The organism is Arthrobacter sp. sptzw32, assembly GCF_059089735.1.
Map to the genome: position 1 here is coordinate 471,225 of NZ_JBNHEZ010000002.1, position 14,135 is coordinate 485,359.

General features: G+C 64.8%; 15 protein-coding genes and 6 tRNA genes. 13 read left to right on the plus strand and 8 right to left on the minus strand.

Annotation, left to right across the window (positions count from 1 at the left end; genetic code table 11):
* Nucleotides 1–33: 33 nt before the first annotated feature.
* The 5 genes from AC5RVN_RS05735 to AC5RVN_RS05755 all read right to left on the minus strand — a co-directional run bounded on the left by AC5RVN_RS05735 (nt 34) and on the right by AC5RVN_RS05755 (nt 4,301).
* Entirely contained in the window at nt 34–1,659 is a 1,626-nt protein-coding gene (locus AC5RVN_RS05735; RefSeq protein WP_494137327.1) for an RsmB/NOP family class I SAM-dependent RNA methyltransferase, read from the minus strand.
* Nucleotides 1,656–2,576, minus strand: a complete 921-nt coding sequence (fmt, locus tag AC5RVN_RS05740; protein ID WP_494039519.1) for a methionyl-tRNA formyltransferase — start codon at nt 2,574–2,576, stop codon at nt 1,656–1,658. The genes AC5RVN_RS05735 and fmt overlap by 4 nt, the downstream gene beginning before the upstream one ends.
* A complete protein-coding gene (gene def / locus AC5RVN_RS05745) occupies nt 2,573–3,187 on the minus strand; it encodes a peptide deformylase (RefSeq protein WP_494105588.1) in 615 nt (204 codons plus the stop codon). Before def ends, fmt begins: the two co-directional genes overlap by 4 nt.
* A gap of 86 nt (nt 3,188–3,273) precedes the next feature.
* Nucleotides 3,274–4,134, minus strand: coding sequence for a cytochrome (locus AC5RVN_RS05750; protein ID WP_494039517.1), 861 nt, complete (start codon nt 4,132–4,134; stop codon nt 3,274–3,276).
* Between the two features lie 95 nt (nt 4,135–4,229).
* A tRNA-Val gene (locus tag AC5RVN_RS05755) sits at nt 4,230–4,301 on the minus strand.
* Between the two features lie 353 nt (nt 4,302–4,654).
* Between AC5RVN_RS05755 and AC5RVN_RS05760 the strand changes: the two genes are divergently transcribed.
* The 6 genes from AC5RVN_RS05760 (at nt 4,655) to AC5RVN_RS05785 (ending at nt 5,627) form a co-directional block, all read left to right on the plus strand.
* Nucleotides 4,655–4,727: transfer RNA gene (locus tag AC5RVN_RS05760), tRNA-Gly, on the plus strand.
* A gap of 48 nt (nt 4,728–4,775) precedes the next feature.
* A tRNA-Cys gene (locus tag AC5RVN_RS05765) sits at nt 4,776–4,846 on the plus strand.
* A 40-nt stretch (nt 4,847–4,886) separates the two neighbouring features.
* A tRNA-Val gene (locus AC5RVN_RS05770) sits at nt 4,887–4,961 on the plus strand.
* Nucleotides 4,962–5,018: 57 nt separating this feature from the next.
* Nucleotides 5,019–5,091 (plus strand) — tRNA-Gly (locus AC5RVN_RS05775).
* Between the two features lie 41 nt (nt 5,092–5,132).
* Nucleotides 5,133–5,204 (plus strand) — tRNA-Val (locus AC5RVN_RS05780).
* 168 nt (nt 5,205–5,372) lie between these two features.
* Nucleotides 5,373–5,627: an antitoxin gene (locus AC5RVN_RS05785; protein ID WP_494137328.1), complete on the plus strand. Its 255-nt coding sequence runs from the start codon at nt 5,373–5,375 to the stop codon at nt 5,625–5,627.
* A 172-nt stretch (nt 5,628–5,799) separates the two neighbouring features.
* On the opposite strand, the gene zapE is transcribed toward AC5RVN_RS05785, so the two are convergent.
* On the minus strand, nt 5,800–6,837 hold the full coding sequence (gene zapE, locus AC5RVN_RS05790) for a cell division protein ZapE (protein ID WP_494039515.1): 1,038 nt from the start codon (nt 6,835–6,837) through the stop codon (nt 5,800–5,802).
* A 215-nt stretch (nt 6,838–7,052) separates the two neighbouring features.
* Between zapE and AC5RVN_RS05795 the strand changes: the two genes are divergently transcribed.
* Genes AC5RVN_RS05795 through ybaK form a run of 3 tightly spaced genes read left to right on the plus strand, consistent with a single transcriptional unit; the run spans nt 7,053 to nt 8,984 of the window.
* Nucleotides 7,053–7,979, plus strand: a complete 927-nt coding sequence (locus AC5RVN_RS05795) for a sulfurtransferase (protein ID WP_494137329.1) — start codon at nt 7,053–7,055, stop codon at nt 7,977–7,979.
* A gap of 28 nt (nt 7,980–8,007) precedes the next feature.
* On the plus strand, nt 8,008–8,469 hold the full coding sequence (locus AC5RVN_RS05800; protein WP_494039513.1) for a SufE family protein: 462 nt from the start codon (nt 8,008–8,010) through the stop codon (nt 8,467–8,469).
* Nucleotides 8,470–8,480: 11 nt separating this feature from the next.
* Nucleotides 8,481–8,984, plus strand: coding sequence for a Cys-tRNA(Pro) deacylase (ybaK, locus tag AC5RVN_RS05805; protein ID WP_494137330.1), 504 nt, complete (start codon nt 8,481–8,483; stop codon nt 8,982–8,984).
* A gap of 59 nt (nt 8,985–9,043) precedes the next feature.
* Here ybaK and AC5RVN_RS05810 read toward each other — a convergent pair whose 3' ends face one another.
* Both AC5RVN_RS05810 and AC5RVN_RS05815 read right to left on the minus strand, forming a co-directional pair.
* Nucleotides 9,044–9,220: a hypothetical protein gene (locus AC5RVN_RS05810; protein WP_494137331.1), complete on the minus strand. Its 177-nt coding sequence runs from the start codon at nt 9,218–9,220 to the stop codon at nt 9,044–9,046.
* Between the two features lie 142 nt (nt 9,221–9,362).
* A complete protein-coding gene (locus tag AC5RVN_RS05815; RefSeq protein ID WP_494137332.1) occupies nt 9,363–10,664 on the minus strand; it encodes an alpha/beta hydrolase family protein in 1,302 nt (433 codons plus the stop codon).
* A 113-nt stretch (nt 10,665–10,777) separates the two neighbouring features.
* Here AC5RVN_RS05815 and AC5RVN_RS05820 point away from each other — a divergent pair, with 113 nt between their 5' ends.
* The 4 genes from AC5RVN_RS05820 (at nt 10,778) to AC5RVN_RS05835 (ending at nt 14,108) form a co-directional block, all read left to right on the plus strand.
* On the plus strand, nt 10,778–11,269 hold the full coding sequence (locus AC5RVN_RS05820) for a hypothetical protein (RefSeq protein ID WP_494137333.1): 492 nt from the start codon (nt 10,778–10,780) through the stop codon (nt 11,267–11,269).
* A gap of 14 nt (nt 11,270–11,283) precedes the next feature.
* Nucleotides 11,284–11,805: a peptide-methionine (R)-S-oxide reductase MsrB gene (msrB, locus tag AC5RVN_RS05825; RefSeq protein ID WP_494137334.1), complete on the plus strand. Its 522-nt coding sequence runs from the start codon at nt 11,284–11,286 to the stop codon at nt 11,803–11,805.
* A gap of 138 nt (nt 11,806–11,943) precedes the next feature.
* A complete protein-coding gene (locus AC5RVN_RS05830) occupies nt 11,944–13,311 on the plus strand; it encodes a DUF6421 family protein (protein ID WP_494137335.1) in 1,368 nt (455 codons plus the stop codon).
* Nucleotides 13,308–14,108: an SDR family oxidoreductase gene (locus AC5RVN_RS05835; protein WP_494137336.1), complete on the plus strand. Its 801-nt coding sequence runs from the start codon at nt 13,308–13,310 to the stop codon at nt 14,106–14,108. The genes AC5RVN_RS05830 and AC5RVN_RS05835 overlap by 4 nt, the downstream gene beginning before the upstream one ends.
* The last annotated feature ends 27 nt before the right edge of the window (nt 14,109–14,135 follow it).

The following is a 14,135-nucleotide window of genomic DNA, read 5'->3' on the forward strand; positions in this document are numbered from 1 at the left end:
TTCGATCAGGTTGAACGGATCAAATTAAACGGATCAGGGCTTTTTGCGGATCAGGGCAAGGAACATCGCGTCGGTGCCGTGGATGTGGGGCCACAGCTGGGCGGTTGACTCATGTCCGGCACCGAGGTTTCCGGTCAGGCTGACGCTGTCCAAGGCCTGGCCGGCTTCGAGCAGTTCAAGGTCATCGCGTTTGCGCAGGGCGTCGGTAACCACAGCCGTGGTTTCGGCCGGGTGGGGGGAGCAGGTCACGTAGGCCACCACTCCCCCGGGCCGGACTGCTGCCAGTGCCGACTTGAGGAGGTCACGCTGAAGCTGCCCCAGGTCTGCAAGGTCCTTGGGAGTACGGCGCCAGCGCGACTCCGGCCGGCGCCGCAGCGCGCCCAGCCCGCTGCAGGGTACGTCGACAAGCACCCGGTCAAAGACCCCGGGCTTTTCCGTCCCTACCTCCCGGCCGTCCCCGGTGCGGACCTGCCAGGTATCCCGCGGCACCGCCGAAAGTGCCTGGCTTACAAGCTTTGCCCGGTGCGGAGCAGGTTCGTTGGCCAGCAGGGTGGCGCCGCGTTGGCTTGCCAGCGCACCCAGCAGGGCAGCCTTTCCGCCTGGCCCCGCGCACAGGTCCAGCCAGGCCTCGGCAGGGCTCCCGGACCCGTCTGCGTTGGGACGCCCGTCGGCTCCATCCTGCCGCTGTCCGCCGAGGTCAACTGCAGCCATGGCGCGTGCCACCAGCTGTGAACCAACGTCCTGGACCCTGGTGCTGCCTTCCCGGACCGAGGCAAGCCGGCCCAGGTCTCCGCCGCTGGAGAGAGCAGAGCCTTCCACCAGCTCACCGGGGGTGGCACCGCTTTCCAAAGCCTCGTCGAGGTTTCCGATCCCGGGCAGGGCCACCAGATTGACTACGGGTGCGGCGTTGTCAGCTTCCAGAAGGTCAGTGATTTCCGAGGCAGAGCGCCCGTGTGCCACGAGGGACTGGCGCATGGCGCGGACGATCCACTCGGGATGGGCGTAGCGGAGGGAAGCCACCTTGGTCTCGTCGGTTTCTCCCGCAACCAACTGCTCGAGCCACTCCTCGAGGCTGTGGGCAGTGACCTTCCGGAGGACGGCGTTGATGAGGGCCGACGGTCCTGCACCGATGACTGCCCGGGCCAGGCCAACGGTCTGGTCCAGTGCGGCGTGCGCCGGGACGCGCATGGCCAGCAGCTGATGGGCCCCGATCCGAAGGGCATCGAGGATGGCCGGGTCCAGTTGGTCCAACGGACGGTCCACGCAGCGGGCCAGGATGGCGTCGTAGGTGCCCTGGCCGCGGAGAGCCCCATAGCTGAGTTCTGTGGCGAAGCCGGCGTCCCGCTTGTCCAGCCCGTGGTGCCGGATCCGTGCCGGCAGCACCAGGTTCGCGTACGCGTCCTCGGCGGCCACGGCACGGAGGACTTCGAACGCCACCAGCCGGGCCGGATCCGCCCTGCGCGTGCGCTGTGAGGGAGCATTGCCGGTGAAACTGCGCTGGGCGCTGCGGTTCCGTTCCCTGCCCTTGGCGTTGCGATTGCTGGAATCCCGCGGTCCGCCGTTGCCGCGGCCGCCGTCTCCCTTCCCGCGCTGCCCGCCGCCTGAGCCTCCGCCCCCGGCATTGCCGCGACCGCTTTGGTTGCCGCCGGAACCGCTCATTCGAACACCACGCTTTCAAGGGAAGCCATACCGCGTGCCCAATCGGCAGCGGCCATCATCTTTTTGCCCGCAGGCTGGATCCGGGTCAGCTCGACGCCGTGCGAGCCTGTTCCCACCAAGACGCTTTTGCCTTGAAGTGACAGGGACCCGGGAGCCAAACCTGAGATGTCAGGCCGCAGGCGGACGGGCTCGAGCTTGATTCGTTGTCCATCCAACACCGTCCACGCTCCCGGCTCAGGAGTAACCCCGCGCGCCTGCCTGCCAATGGCCAGGGCCGGATGTTTCCAATCGAGGCGCCCGTCCTCGAGGGTCAGCTTGGGGGCAAGGGAAATGTCACCCGTTTGCGGAAGGGCAACGGCCTTACCGGCGTCGAGCGCCGAAAGCGTCTGGGCCAGGAGCACCGCCCCGCTGTGGGACAACCGTTCCAGCAGTTGGCCGGCGGTATCTTCCGGGCCCACCGTTTCGGTGAGGGTTCCGAATACCGGCCCGGTGTCCAGGCCTTCCTCGAGCTGGAAGGTCACGGCACCGGTGACGTCGTCGCCGGCCATAACAGCCCGCTGCACCGGCGCCGCGCCGCGCCAGGACGGAAGGAGGGAGAAGTGCAGGTTGATCCAACCGTGCCGGGGAATCGGCAGGGCGGCCGGGGGAACCAGTCCGCCGTAGGCAACAATCGCGGCCACATCCGGGCTCACCGCAGAGATCCTGCCGATGGCTTCCGCATCAATCCGGGCAGCGTGGATGACGTGGATCCCCAGCTCCGCTGCCCGGGCAGCAACAGGCGACGGAGTCAGGACGCGCTTCCGGCCAATTGGAGCATCCGGCCTTGTAAGCACGGAAACTACGTCGAAACCTGCTTCGACCAGCACATTCAAAGACGGGACAGCGACGGCGGGTGTCCCGGCGAAAAGTACCCTCACCCGTTGGCACCAGCCGCGCCGGCACCGAAGCTTGACCCGGACGCCGTGCCGCCGAAGCTTGAACCGCCAAAACTTGAGCCGACCGTCTTGGCACGCTTCGCCGTCGTCCGTTCCGTGACGGAGTCATAGTTGGCGTTGCGGATGGAACGCAGGGCAGCCTTGCGGTCCTCCCCCTCCAGCCGGTCCGTATAAAGGATCCCGTCCAGGTGGTCGTTCTCATGTTGGAAGCAGCGCGCCAGCATCCCCTCGCCCTCCAATGACACGGGGTTCCCCTGCATGTCCACGCCGGTGACGCGGGTAGAGCGGAAACGCCGAACCGGGAAGCCCAACCCGGGGATGGAAAGGCAGCCCTCCACCTGGTCCGGCTGGAAATCCTCGCTGTTTTCCAGCACCGGATTGATGATGTGCCCTTCCACGCCGTCAATCCGGTAAGTGAACACCCTCTTGCTTACCCCGACCTGCGGTGCGGCGAGGCCGGCACCGTCCACGTCTTCCATGGTCTCGGTCATGTCCGCCACCAGTTTGGCAAGCTCAGGCCCGAATTCCGTCACAGGATCGGCCACTGTGCGGAGCACAGGATCACCGATGATGCGGATATTCAGAATAGCCATGGGCTGTTTTTCCTTAAGGTAGGCGGCAAAGGGGACCAATCCAGTTTAGGCGCAGACGAACAACAGGCAGTTCCGGTCCTGCGCCCTCAGGCGGGCTGCGCCTGCGGCAGCGGCGGCGGGGCAATGGGCAGCAGTGCCGCACCTGCGGACAGGGTGTCCGCGGAAAGCTCCCAGACGCGCCGCAAGGCACAGAACTTCCACCAGTGGTGTTTGAGGACGTCCGGGTTGGCGCGTACCGGGCGGACCTCTGTTTCGCCGATGGCTACAGCCAGCAAGACCGGGTTGTCGCCGTACTTCCAGGGCTCCCACGTCCCTGCCACCGGGTCCACCAGGCTCTCTTCGGCCTTCATGCCGGCCACCAGCTGCATCACCACTTTGTCGTCCAGCGGCTTAACCAGGCCGTCTCGGGTGGTGCCCTTGGTTTTGTAGTCGATCAGGCAAACCCGTCCGTTGATCCTCGCCACCAGGTCAAGGGTGCCGGCGTAGCCCACCGCGTTGTTCCAGACCGTGATTTCCGGGGCAATAGGCTCCACCCTGAAGAGCTCCCACCACTCATCGAAGCGGACCGCAAAAGCTTCCTCCCCGTTGGACGCCAGGGCCTCGCGCGCTTCCCTCATGGCGTGCGGCCGGCCAAGGGCACGCAGGGCCACCTGCTCACAGTAGAAGTGAACGCGGTCCCCGCGCCTGGCGGCCTCGTCCCGGTACGTCTCCGCAGCCTTGGCCGCGCGGTTGACCGCCTGCTTGATTTTGGCAGGGCTGCCCAGGCAGTCGGCCAGTAGCGGATCCTTCGCCAGGCTACTCGCGCCCATATACCCAAACCAGCCGTCAAGACCGTGCGGCTGCTGGCCGATCACAGTGGTAATGGACGGCACGGAAAAATGCTCAGAGGTGGACCGGGCGTACATCCGCCCGTATTCCGTGGCGTGGGCAAGAAGTGGAGCAGTCATAACAAAGACTCTTTCACAGGGGGCTGACAGAATGTCCGGGCGCACAAAAAAGGTCCGTTCCCGCTGCGGATAAGCGGAAACGGACCAATATGCGGTGGGCGATACTGGGTTCGAACCAGTGACCTCTTCGGTGTGAACGAAGCGCGCTACCACTGCGCCAATCGCCCTGATGCATTTGAATGGTAGCGGACCTTGCAGCCATTTCGGAAATCGGAGCCCGCCGGCGGCAAAAGGGGCATGGACCCGTGCAGCAGGACCGGTGATACGCGCCGGCGCTGAGCAGGAAACAATGGCGCCCCACTCCCCTGCACAAGCAGCCGATAAACCGACGGAACGCCCGGACGCCCACGTGAATTACACCAATGTAAGTCGGCAAAATCCGCGCCGTTGCAGGGAAGCGGCGGCATCGTTCCTTCACAAAGACCCGCCGATTTGGAGAATCCCGGAACCTCCTATATTGTTTTTACTCGTTGGAAAGCGAGGAAATGCCGGGAACGGCAGCGAATCGGCACTCCAAAATGCGGACGTAGCTCAGCTGGTAGAGCACCACCTTGCCAAGGTGGATGTCGCGAGTTCGAATCTCGTCGTCCGCTCGCAGGACACTGTCACGGCAAAGATTCTTTGTGAATCGACGCTTACACGGTGGGTTGGCCGAGAGGCGAGGCAGCGGCCTGCAAAGCCGTATACACGGGTTCGAATCCCGTACCCACCTCGGTGAAAACCATGGTTTCCGGGTCATTCCGGACAAACATGGGCGATTGGCGCAGCGGTAGCGCGCTTCCCTGACACGGAAGAGGTCACTGGTTCGATCCCAGTATCGCCCACCAAGCAAGGAAACTTGCTTCATGCAGTACGGCTGGCTTTAGCTGGAGCGTACTTCATATGCGGACGTAGCTCAGCTGGTAGAGCACCACCTTGCCAAGGTGGATGTCGCGAGTTCGAATCTCGTCGTCCGCTCTCTTATTTCCCACAATCCCATCAGCCGGGCTTCCGGTTCCGGGCGATTGGCGCAGCGGTAGCGCGCTTCCCTGACACGGAAGAGGTCACTGGTTCGATCCCAGTATCGCCCACACAGCAGCTCCCCGGAGCTGCTTTTTTCATGCCCCTTTCCTGCCGATGCAGTTGCATCCGCTGGCGGCGAACGCTCGAAGTCCCCTTTTACCTTGGCATGCCTCCCGGGCAGGGCTAGGATCTTAGGCGGAGGAGCGACCTGGCTCCGCGATTGAAGGGAGGTGCTCGTGGGACTGATTGGCGACCTAAAGGGCAAGGCTCAGGGTCTTATCCACGGCAACGAGCAGGCCATCAAGAACGGCATCAGCAAGGCCGGTGATTTTGTCGACACCAAGACCGGAGGCAAGTACTCAGGTCACGTCAGCAAGATCCAGCATGGCGCTTCCAAGCTCATTGACAAGAACGGAACTCCGGGCCAGGCACCTGCCCCCGGGCAGGTTCCGCCGGTCAACCCGGTTCCGCCGGTTGACAAGGCTCCGTAAAGGATTTGGCCAGGGCTTTGCCCTAGTACGTCAACGGGGTGCGGGTCCCGCCGGGAGGCGGCGCCCGCACCTTTGGCGTTTAACGCCCGCTCCCCCGGCTGCGGTGGAACGTACGACGCCGGGTCCCGGCAGGGCCCGTCCGTTTACTGATATCGCGCCACGCTGAGTCCGGCTAGGACGGCTCGTGGTTTTGGCCCTCGCGGGCCAGGGCTGTAAGGCGGGAGACAGCGCGGAAGTACTTTTTCATGTACCCGCCCGTCATCATTTCCTCCGTGAACAACTTGTCGAAGGGAACGCCGCTGGCCAGGATGGGCACGTCTTTGTCGTAGAGCCGGTCCGCCAGCACCACGAACCGAAGGGCCACCGCCTGTTCGGTGATGGTATTGACGTTGCGCCACACCACCCCGTCAATGCCGTCGATCAATTGGCGGTAGCGGCTCGGGTGGACGCCGGCCAGGTGTGCAATCAGGGTGCTGAACTCGTCCTGCGCCACCGTCTTGCCGTCAAACTCCGCCTTCATGTGGGCGGACAGTTCGCTGTTCTTCAGGGGCGATGGTGCGGCGGGCAGTCCGCGGTGGCGGAAGTCCTCGCCGTCGATCCGGATCACATCGAACTGGTCTGCGAGGACCTGGATCTCGCGCTGGAAATCCACCGCCGCGAACCTGCCGTCACCCAGGGAGCCCGGCAGGGTATTGGAGGTGGCTGCCAGCTTCACGCCGGCGTCGGCAAGTTCGCGCATCAGCCGCGACATCAGCACTGTATCGCCCGGATCATCGAGCTCGAATTCGTCAATGCAGACGAGCTTGTAACCACTCAGCGCGTCCACCGTTTTGCGGAAGGACAGCGCGCCCACCAGGTTGGTGTACTCCACGAAGGTGCCGAAGGCCTTGGGCCCGGGTGCTGCGTGCCAGAGCGAGGCCAGCAGGTGGGTCTTGCCGACGCCGAACCCGCCGTCCAGGTAAATCCCCGCGCGGGACGTGTCCTTTTTGGCGAACAGTTTCTTGAACAGCCCGCCCCCGTCACCTGCCCCGACGCCCCCGGCGAAACCCTCGAGGGCACGGACGGCGTGGGCCTGGCTGGGCTGCTTGGGATCGGGACGGTAACTCGCAAAGGAGACCTCGCCGAAGCGTGGCGAGGGAAAGAATCCCTTAAGGAGCTCATCCACCGATACGGACGGAGTTCGGGCGGCAAGCTGTTCGATCTGTACCAAGGTGGTCCGTTCTGCTGGTGGTTGGTCCCCAGAAAGGATACCGGCAACCCGCCACCCGGCCCTGGTGAACCGGACCCCCGGGCCCCGCAGCGTGACCAAGGCAACATTTCCTCCTGTTAACGGAAAACGGACACCGCCGGAGGCGGTGGCTAGGGTGGGAGAAGGTCCCATGCCGGTCCCAAGGGTCGGCCGTGTTCTCGATGAAAGGCAAAAATATGTCCTACCCAGTTGAACAAAACGAGAAGTTTGCCGCCTACGCCCACCCCGAGCGCCTGGTTTCCACCGAATGGCTTGCTGCCGCCATCAATAACGGAGCCGTAGCAAACGGCCAGCTGGTTGTGGTGGAGTCTGATGAGGACGTGCTCCTGTACGAAACCGGGCACATTCCCGGCGCCGTAAAAATCGACTGGCACACCGACCTGAACGACGAAGTCACCCGCGACTACGTCGATGGCACCGCATTCTCCGAGCTGGCGGCGTCGAAGGGTATCTCGCGGGACAGCACCATTGTGATCTATGGCGACAAGTCCAACTGGTGGGCTGCCTACGCTCTGTGGGTCTTCACCCTTTTCGGCCACCAGGACGTGCGGCTCCTCGACGGCGGCCGGGACAAGTGGATTGCCGAAGGCCGCGAACTGACAAAGGACAAGCCGTCACCGGCCCGGGGTAACTATCCCGTGGTGGAGCGTGACGACACCCCCATCCGCGCCTTCAAGGAAGACGTCCTGGCGCACCTGGGCACCGGCCCGCTCATCGATGTCCGCTCCCCCGAGGAATACACCGGCCAGCGCACCCACATGCCCGCATACCCGGAAGAAGGTGCCCTACGCGGAGGCCACATCCCCACGGCAGCGTCCGTCCCCTGGGCACGCGCTGCCGCTGCCGACGGCACGTACCGCAGCCGGGAGGAACTCGAAGCCATCTACCTGGGCGAAGCGGGCCTCACCGAAGGTGACGACGTCGTGGCCTACTGCCGGATCGGAGAGCGTTCCAGCCACACCTGGTTCGCCCTCAAGTACCTCCTCGGCTTCGAGTCCGTCCGCAACTATGACGGTTCGTGGACCGAGTGGGGCAATGCCGTGCGCGTTCCCATCGTGAAGGGCGCCGAGCGCGGTTCCGTTCCGCTGGCAGTGGGAGTCTAACGCGGGTGTCCCGCGTAAACTTGGACTGATGACTACTCAAGCCTTGCCTTCCGCCCTTGCAGCGATCGTGGACGACTTCCAGTCCCTGACCGAACCCGAGAGGCTGCAGCTGCTGCTGGAATTCTCCGAGGGATTGCCGGAGCTCCCTGAGCGACTGACCAACCATCCCGAGCTGCTCGAGCAGGTTGTAGAGTGCCAGTCGCCGTTGTTCCTCACCATTGAGACGGAGAAGAACGACGGCGGGCCGGCACCTGCCGTGCGGCTCTTCTTCAAGGCCCCTCCGGAGGCTCCCACCACGCGCGGTTTCGCCGGCGTCCTGCATGAAGGCCTGGACGGACTGTCCGCTGAAGAGATCCTCTCGGTGCCCGACGATATGCCGGAGCTGCTGGGCCTGACCCGCGCCATCACGCCCCTGCGCATGCGGGGAATGACGGCGATGCTGGGCAGGATCAAACGCAAGGTTGCGGCTTCGCCCGCCATCCGCTCCTAGCTGCCAAAACATTGACGGGACGCAAAAGCGCAGCACAGGGAACTCCGGCCACCGCCGTACTGGCGGCAGCCGGAGTTCCCTTTGTGCTGCACCCCTACGCCCACGATCCCTCCGCAACCAGTTACGGCGCCGAGGCCGCCGAGGTCCTCGGCATGGATCCCTCGAAGGTCTTCAAGACGCTGATGGTTGAGGTGGAAGGCAAGCTGGCGGTGGGCATCGTACCCGTCAGCGGCACCCTGGACCTCAAGGCCTTCGCGGCAGCCCTGGGAGCAAAGAAAGCGGCAATGGCAGACCCCTCTGCCGCCCAGCGGCGTACCGGATATGTGCTGGGCGGAATCTCCCCGCTGGGCCAGCGGCTACCCTCCCCCACAGTGCTGGACCGCAGCGCGCTGGCACTCGAGACACTGTTGGTTTCCGGAGGCAGGCGCGGCCTGGACATCGAGCTCGCCCCTGGAGACCTCGTCCGCCTCACCGGCGCCGTCACCGCTCCCATCAGCTCGCTGTCCGCCCCGTAGGCCCCGGACAGGCACGGCTGATCTTCCTGCTGCGGGCCTATAATCGTTGTACCGGCGGTTCACTGCAGAAGCAGCGACGGCACTGGAAGGTCGCGGTCACCGTGGTCAAAAATCCATTCAAACACTCCCCGCATGATCCGGGCCAGGACACCGGGAAAAACCACCACACTTCCTGGCTCCGGCGCGAAGGTGCCGCCATCAGCCACGGAAAGAGCAGCCTCTTTTTTATTGCCCACGAAAACCCGCCACCACCATCAGTGACGTGTCTTCAAGGGCACGAGATTCTGCCAGGCGAAAGCACCTGCAGCCAGGGTCACCCCATCGGCTGAGACCACGTCCCGGCTGGTTCAGCCACTGGCGCCACCCGGACAACAGGTCTTATTGAACCCGGTCCGCCACGGCACCGATGGATCCTTGCCGGACCCCGCCCGGGTTCAGCCGGGGCGCCAGCTGCTGGCGCAGCCACGCCTTCACCACGTTTTCCCAGCGTTCGGGATCCACGTTCCACTCCTTGGTGTGCCGGGCATGGCTGAAGGCCTCGAAGGTGACTATTTCCGGGTTTCTTTCCGCCAGGAGCGCCGAGGGCTTATAGGGCACGTACTCGTCGTCGACGCTGTGGATGATCAGGGTGGGAGTCCGCAGTTCCACTGCACGGGACACCCAGTCCATGACCTTGAGGTCCACCGGTGCGGACAGCCCGGTGAGCCGACGCCCGAGCGGATGCCCCAGCATGAGCTGCCCGTAACGCCCCACCAGCGAGGGGATCCGGTTGAGTTGCGCATGGTGCGCCAGGACGGTCACCCAGTCGATGACCGGCGCATCCAGCACCATGGCCCTGATCAGGTGCCGGTAGCGCGACAGGTCGGCGGCCTGCAGGCAAATGGCGCCGCCCATTGACCAGCCGAACAAAACGATCTCCTCAGCTCCGTTGGCCAGCGCGTACTCAATGGCGGCTTCGACGTCACGCCACTCGGTGGAGCCCAGTCCGTAGCGCCCATCATCCGCGGACGGCGCCAGGCCGTCGTTGCGGTAGGACACCAGAAGGCTGGTCAGGCCGAGCTCAAGGGCGGGCCCGACGGCGCGCAGCGCCTCCTGCCTGCTGGCTCCCCGTCCGTGGACCATAACCGCCCACGTCCGTGCTGTCCCGCCGGCGCGGACCAGCCAGGCGGGCGCCTGTCCGCGGTCCACCTCAATGAGCACATCCTCCGCAGGAAGGCCGACGGCGGCCGGGTCCGGATGGACCGCACCGCTCCACCAGCCCCAGCGCGCCTTGCTGAGGTCACCCGAGTAGACCGCTTCGACCTCCCGCGCCACCGTCCGTTCGGCGGGAGAGTACGAGACGATGCGGCCGATGCGCGCATGCCCCTTTCCGCCGTCGAAAAAGAATCCATACACGCCGTCCACCGTGGTGTCGTCATTGGCTGCAAGGATCACTTGCTGCCTGTGGCCGTCCCGGATCACCGCGAGGACTTCCTGGTTTTCGGCGCGCTGCCGGGCCGGGGTGATGACGCGGCGGGCAAAATAGACAGCCAGCGCAGAGGAACCTGTGGCCAGCAGCCCGGCGAGGGCGCCACCGCCGATGGCCGTGCCGATGGCCCATTTCGCGCGGTGGGACAAACCGGCTCCCGGATCCTGGGAATGCGGGACCGAAGCAGGGCGGGGGCGGTGGGAAAGTGCCATGGAACTATTCTTACCGTCCCCGCACTGCAGGGCCGTATTTCCCGCGGCCTGGTGCAGGAATGCCTTGCCCGTGAAGGAGTGCAGCGCACCTGGTGCCGGACTAGGCTAGGGCCATGAGTGATCCCATCGTCATCCTGACCGAAGAACCACTGGGGGCGGATGACCGCCTGAACATCGAGCGCCTGGTGGACGGAGCAGACACCCGGCTCGTTGTGCTGGTCCCGGGGAACACAGAGCGTCATCTGCTGGTGGACTTCCTTGAAAACCTGTCCCTGCTTGAAATTGCCAAGGCGTTCCGGGAACTCACGGCGCACGCTAAGGACCCTGCCGTGGAGCGGGCGCAAGCAGCGGAAACCCTTGCGGTCTCGCTGGCGGCGCTGGCCGGGCTGGGCGCCGGCGTCAGCGGGGAAGTAGTGGACGGCGGGGCGGTGCAGGGCCTCGTTTCGAAGGTCAAGGAGACCGGCGCTTCCCAGGCCGTGGTGATCACCAGGCCGCACGCCGTGGCAGACACCTTCCATACCGACTGGGCCAACAAGGCCCAGGACCAACTGGGTCTCCCCGTCCTTCACCTGTACGCAGGTTCGGGATTTATCGGCGACTCCTGAACGTTGACAGGGCTATGAGCATCTTCGGAAACAACATCCTGGGTAACAGCATCTTCGGGAACAAGGCTGCAGATCCGGCGCCTAAGGGTCCCGCGGCCGAACCCACTGTCCATAAGAGCGACGCCGAGTGGCGGCAGGAACTCACGCCGGAGGAATACCACGTGCTCCGCCAGTCGGGGACGGAACGGCCCTTTACCGGCGAATACTGGGACACGCACACAGCCGGTGTCTACCAGTGCCGGGCGTGCGGAGCGGAACTGTTCACCAGCACTGAAAAGTTTGATTCGCATTGCGGCTGGCCCTCCTTTTGGGCTCCCCTCGCTGAGGGCACGGTGCGGTACATCCACGACCGGACACTGGGGATGGAACGGATAGAGGTCCGGTGCGCCACCTGTGATTCGCATCTGGGACACGTGTTTGAGGGCGAAGGCTACGCAACGCCCACTGACCAGCGCTACTGCATCAATTCCGTCTCCCTGAAACTGGTACCGCGGGAAGAATCGCAGGTCAGCGAGCCCGGGCCGGCGCCTGAGTAACTGGAAGCGCTGGAGCTTAGGCGCTGCAAAGCACCTGGAGCATTAGAACTTCTTTGGCATCGGCTCTTTTAAGATTAGTCCTGCTGGTTGCTTGCTAGGCTCGCAAAAGATGGCAAGCAACCAGAAAGGCAGCCGACGATGACCGAAACACTGATCGCCGCTTCTACCGGAGTAACCGCGCACAACCAGCACTGGCTCCAGCTCAAAGCCGCGGCTTCCGCCCTGCAATCCCTGCAGGTGAAGGACGGGTCAATTCCGGATGCCGGCGCCCGTGAAGAAGCTTCCCGTCACGTGGGCGAGATCGTGGACGCTGTCCGCGCGCTTGCCCCTGCCTTTCCACACGACGCCAGCTACCTGGACGCCGTCTGCGAAGACTTCGCCGCCTGGGAAGCGAACGGCTTCGGCGTCCCCGACTTTCTGTCGTCGCTGCTGGCCTTCCAGCCGCAGGAACAGCGCCAAAACGGGCTCCAGCACTTGGTGGTTTTTCCTATGTACACGCAGAACGGCAGCAGCAGCCGGCTGGTGGAGGCGGTCCTGATCGAGGTGATCTGGCCCGAGTTCATCGCCGGGCTGGAGGCCGGGGAATACTCGAACAAACTGTTCGTGCCCATCCGCTTCCTGGACTTCACCGCCGGCTACGACACCAACTCCGCAGTGCTGTTCCCCGAGACGGTGGCTGTTCGCCAGACTCCCACCTTCACGTGGGGAGCCATCTTCGCCGACCGCGAGGCCGCCCGGTTCCGCCGTGTGCTGAAGGCAGCGGCCGAAACCACCCGCCTGGAACTCCCCGCGGGCGCGGCGGAACTGCTCGCCGACCAGGACCTGACCGAGGCCACCTTCGTGATGTGGGACCTCATCCACGACCGGACCCACATGCGCGGCGACCTGCCGTTCGATCCGTTTATGATCAAGCAGCGGATGCCCTTCTTCCTGTACTCCCTTGAGGAGTTGCGCTGCGACCTGACGGCCTTCCGTGAGTCCGTCCGCATCGAAAAGGATGAGGACGCTGATCCGGAGGCGCGCCGCCATGCGAAGCTGGTGCAGTACGCCATTATCTTCGACCGGATCTTCCGCTTCGCCATCACCGGCAGCCGGGTCCGCAACTACGATGGGCTGGGCGGGCAGCTCCTGTTCGCATGGCTGCACCAGCAGCACGTCCTGCACTGGACCGATACCCGGCTCACCATCGACTGGGACGAGGTGGCGGACGCTGTCATCGCCCTGGGTGCCTCCATCGACGAGCTGTACTGGCGGTCCATCGACCGCCCCAAGACGGCGCACTGGCTGGCCGCTTACCAGCTGATCTCGGCTACCGTTACGCCCAACCCGGCTTCGGTCTGGGCGAAGGGCCCCGAAGCGTTGGCCCTGGCCGGTCCGCCGCGCGGGCTGACGGACCAGGTGCTGGATGATGAATTTCCGCTGTCCATGTTCTACGAAGCACTGGAGAAGAAGATGCGCCCTGTCATCGAATCAACTGCCGGGATCACCGGGGCATCTGCTCTGTGACCCAAGAACCATTGGCAGGGGAATCAGCGCCGGATACGCAGGCGCCGGGGTTGAACGTGCTGGTCACCGGTGGCAGCGGGGCCTCGGGCATCGCTGTCGCCCGTGCCCTCCACAAGGCAGGGCACCGGGTGTTCACGGTCGGCTCGGACCAGGCGAGAATCAAGGCCGCAGCCGAAGAAGCGGGCGACGGCGTGACAGGACTTGTGTGCGACCTCGCCCAGCTGGACGACGTGCGGCAGCTGCGGGCAGAGATGTCAGCGGCGGCCGGTGCTGTTGACGCCGTCATCCACCTGGTGGGCGGCTGGCGGGGGGCCAAGGGCATCCCGGACCAGACGGACGGGGACTGGGACTTCCTGGAACGCGGCGCGATCACCACCCTCCGGAACGTGTCGCGCATCTTCTTCGACGACATTGCCGGGTCGCGCTGCGGCCGGTTTGCCATGGTGTCCTCCACAGCCGTGGACAAGCCGACGGCGGCCACGGCCAGTTATGTTGCCGCCAAGGCCGCTGCAGAAACCTGGACCATGGCAATCGCGGACGGCTTTCGCAAAGCTGCCCAGCCCGACGGCCGAAAGAGCAGCGGCGCGGAGAGTGGCAGCGTGGTGAGCAGCGGCGCGGAGAGTGCCGCCGTCGTGCTGGTGGTCAAGGCCCTCGTGGACGATGCCCTGCGAAGGAACCACCCGGAACGCAAGTTCCCGGGCGCAACAGATGTCGAGGACCTGGCGCGCGCCGTCGTCGGCCTGTTTGATACCGGGGCCACCGGCCTGAACGGCAGCCGGCTGCTGCTGGCGTCCTGACTGTACTTAGACTGAAAGCGTGAGCAA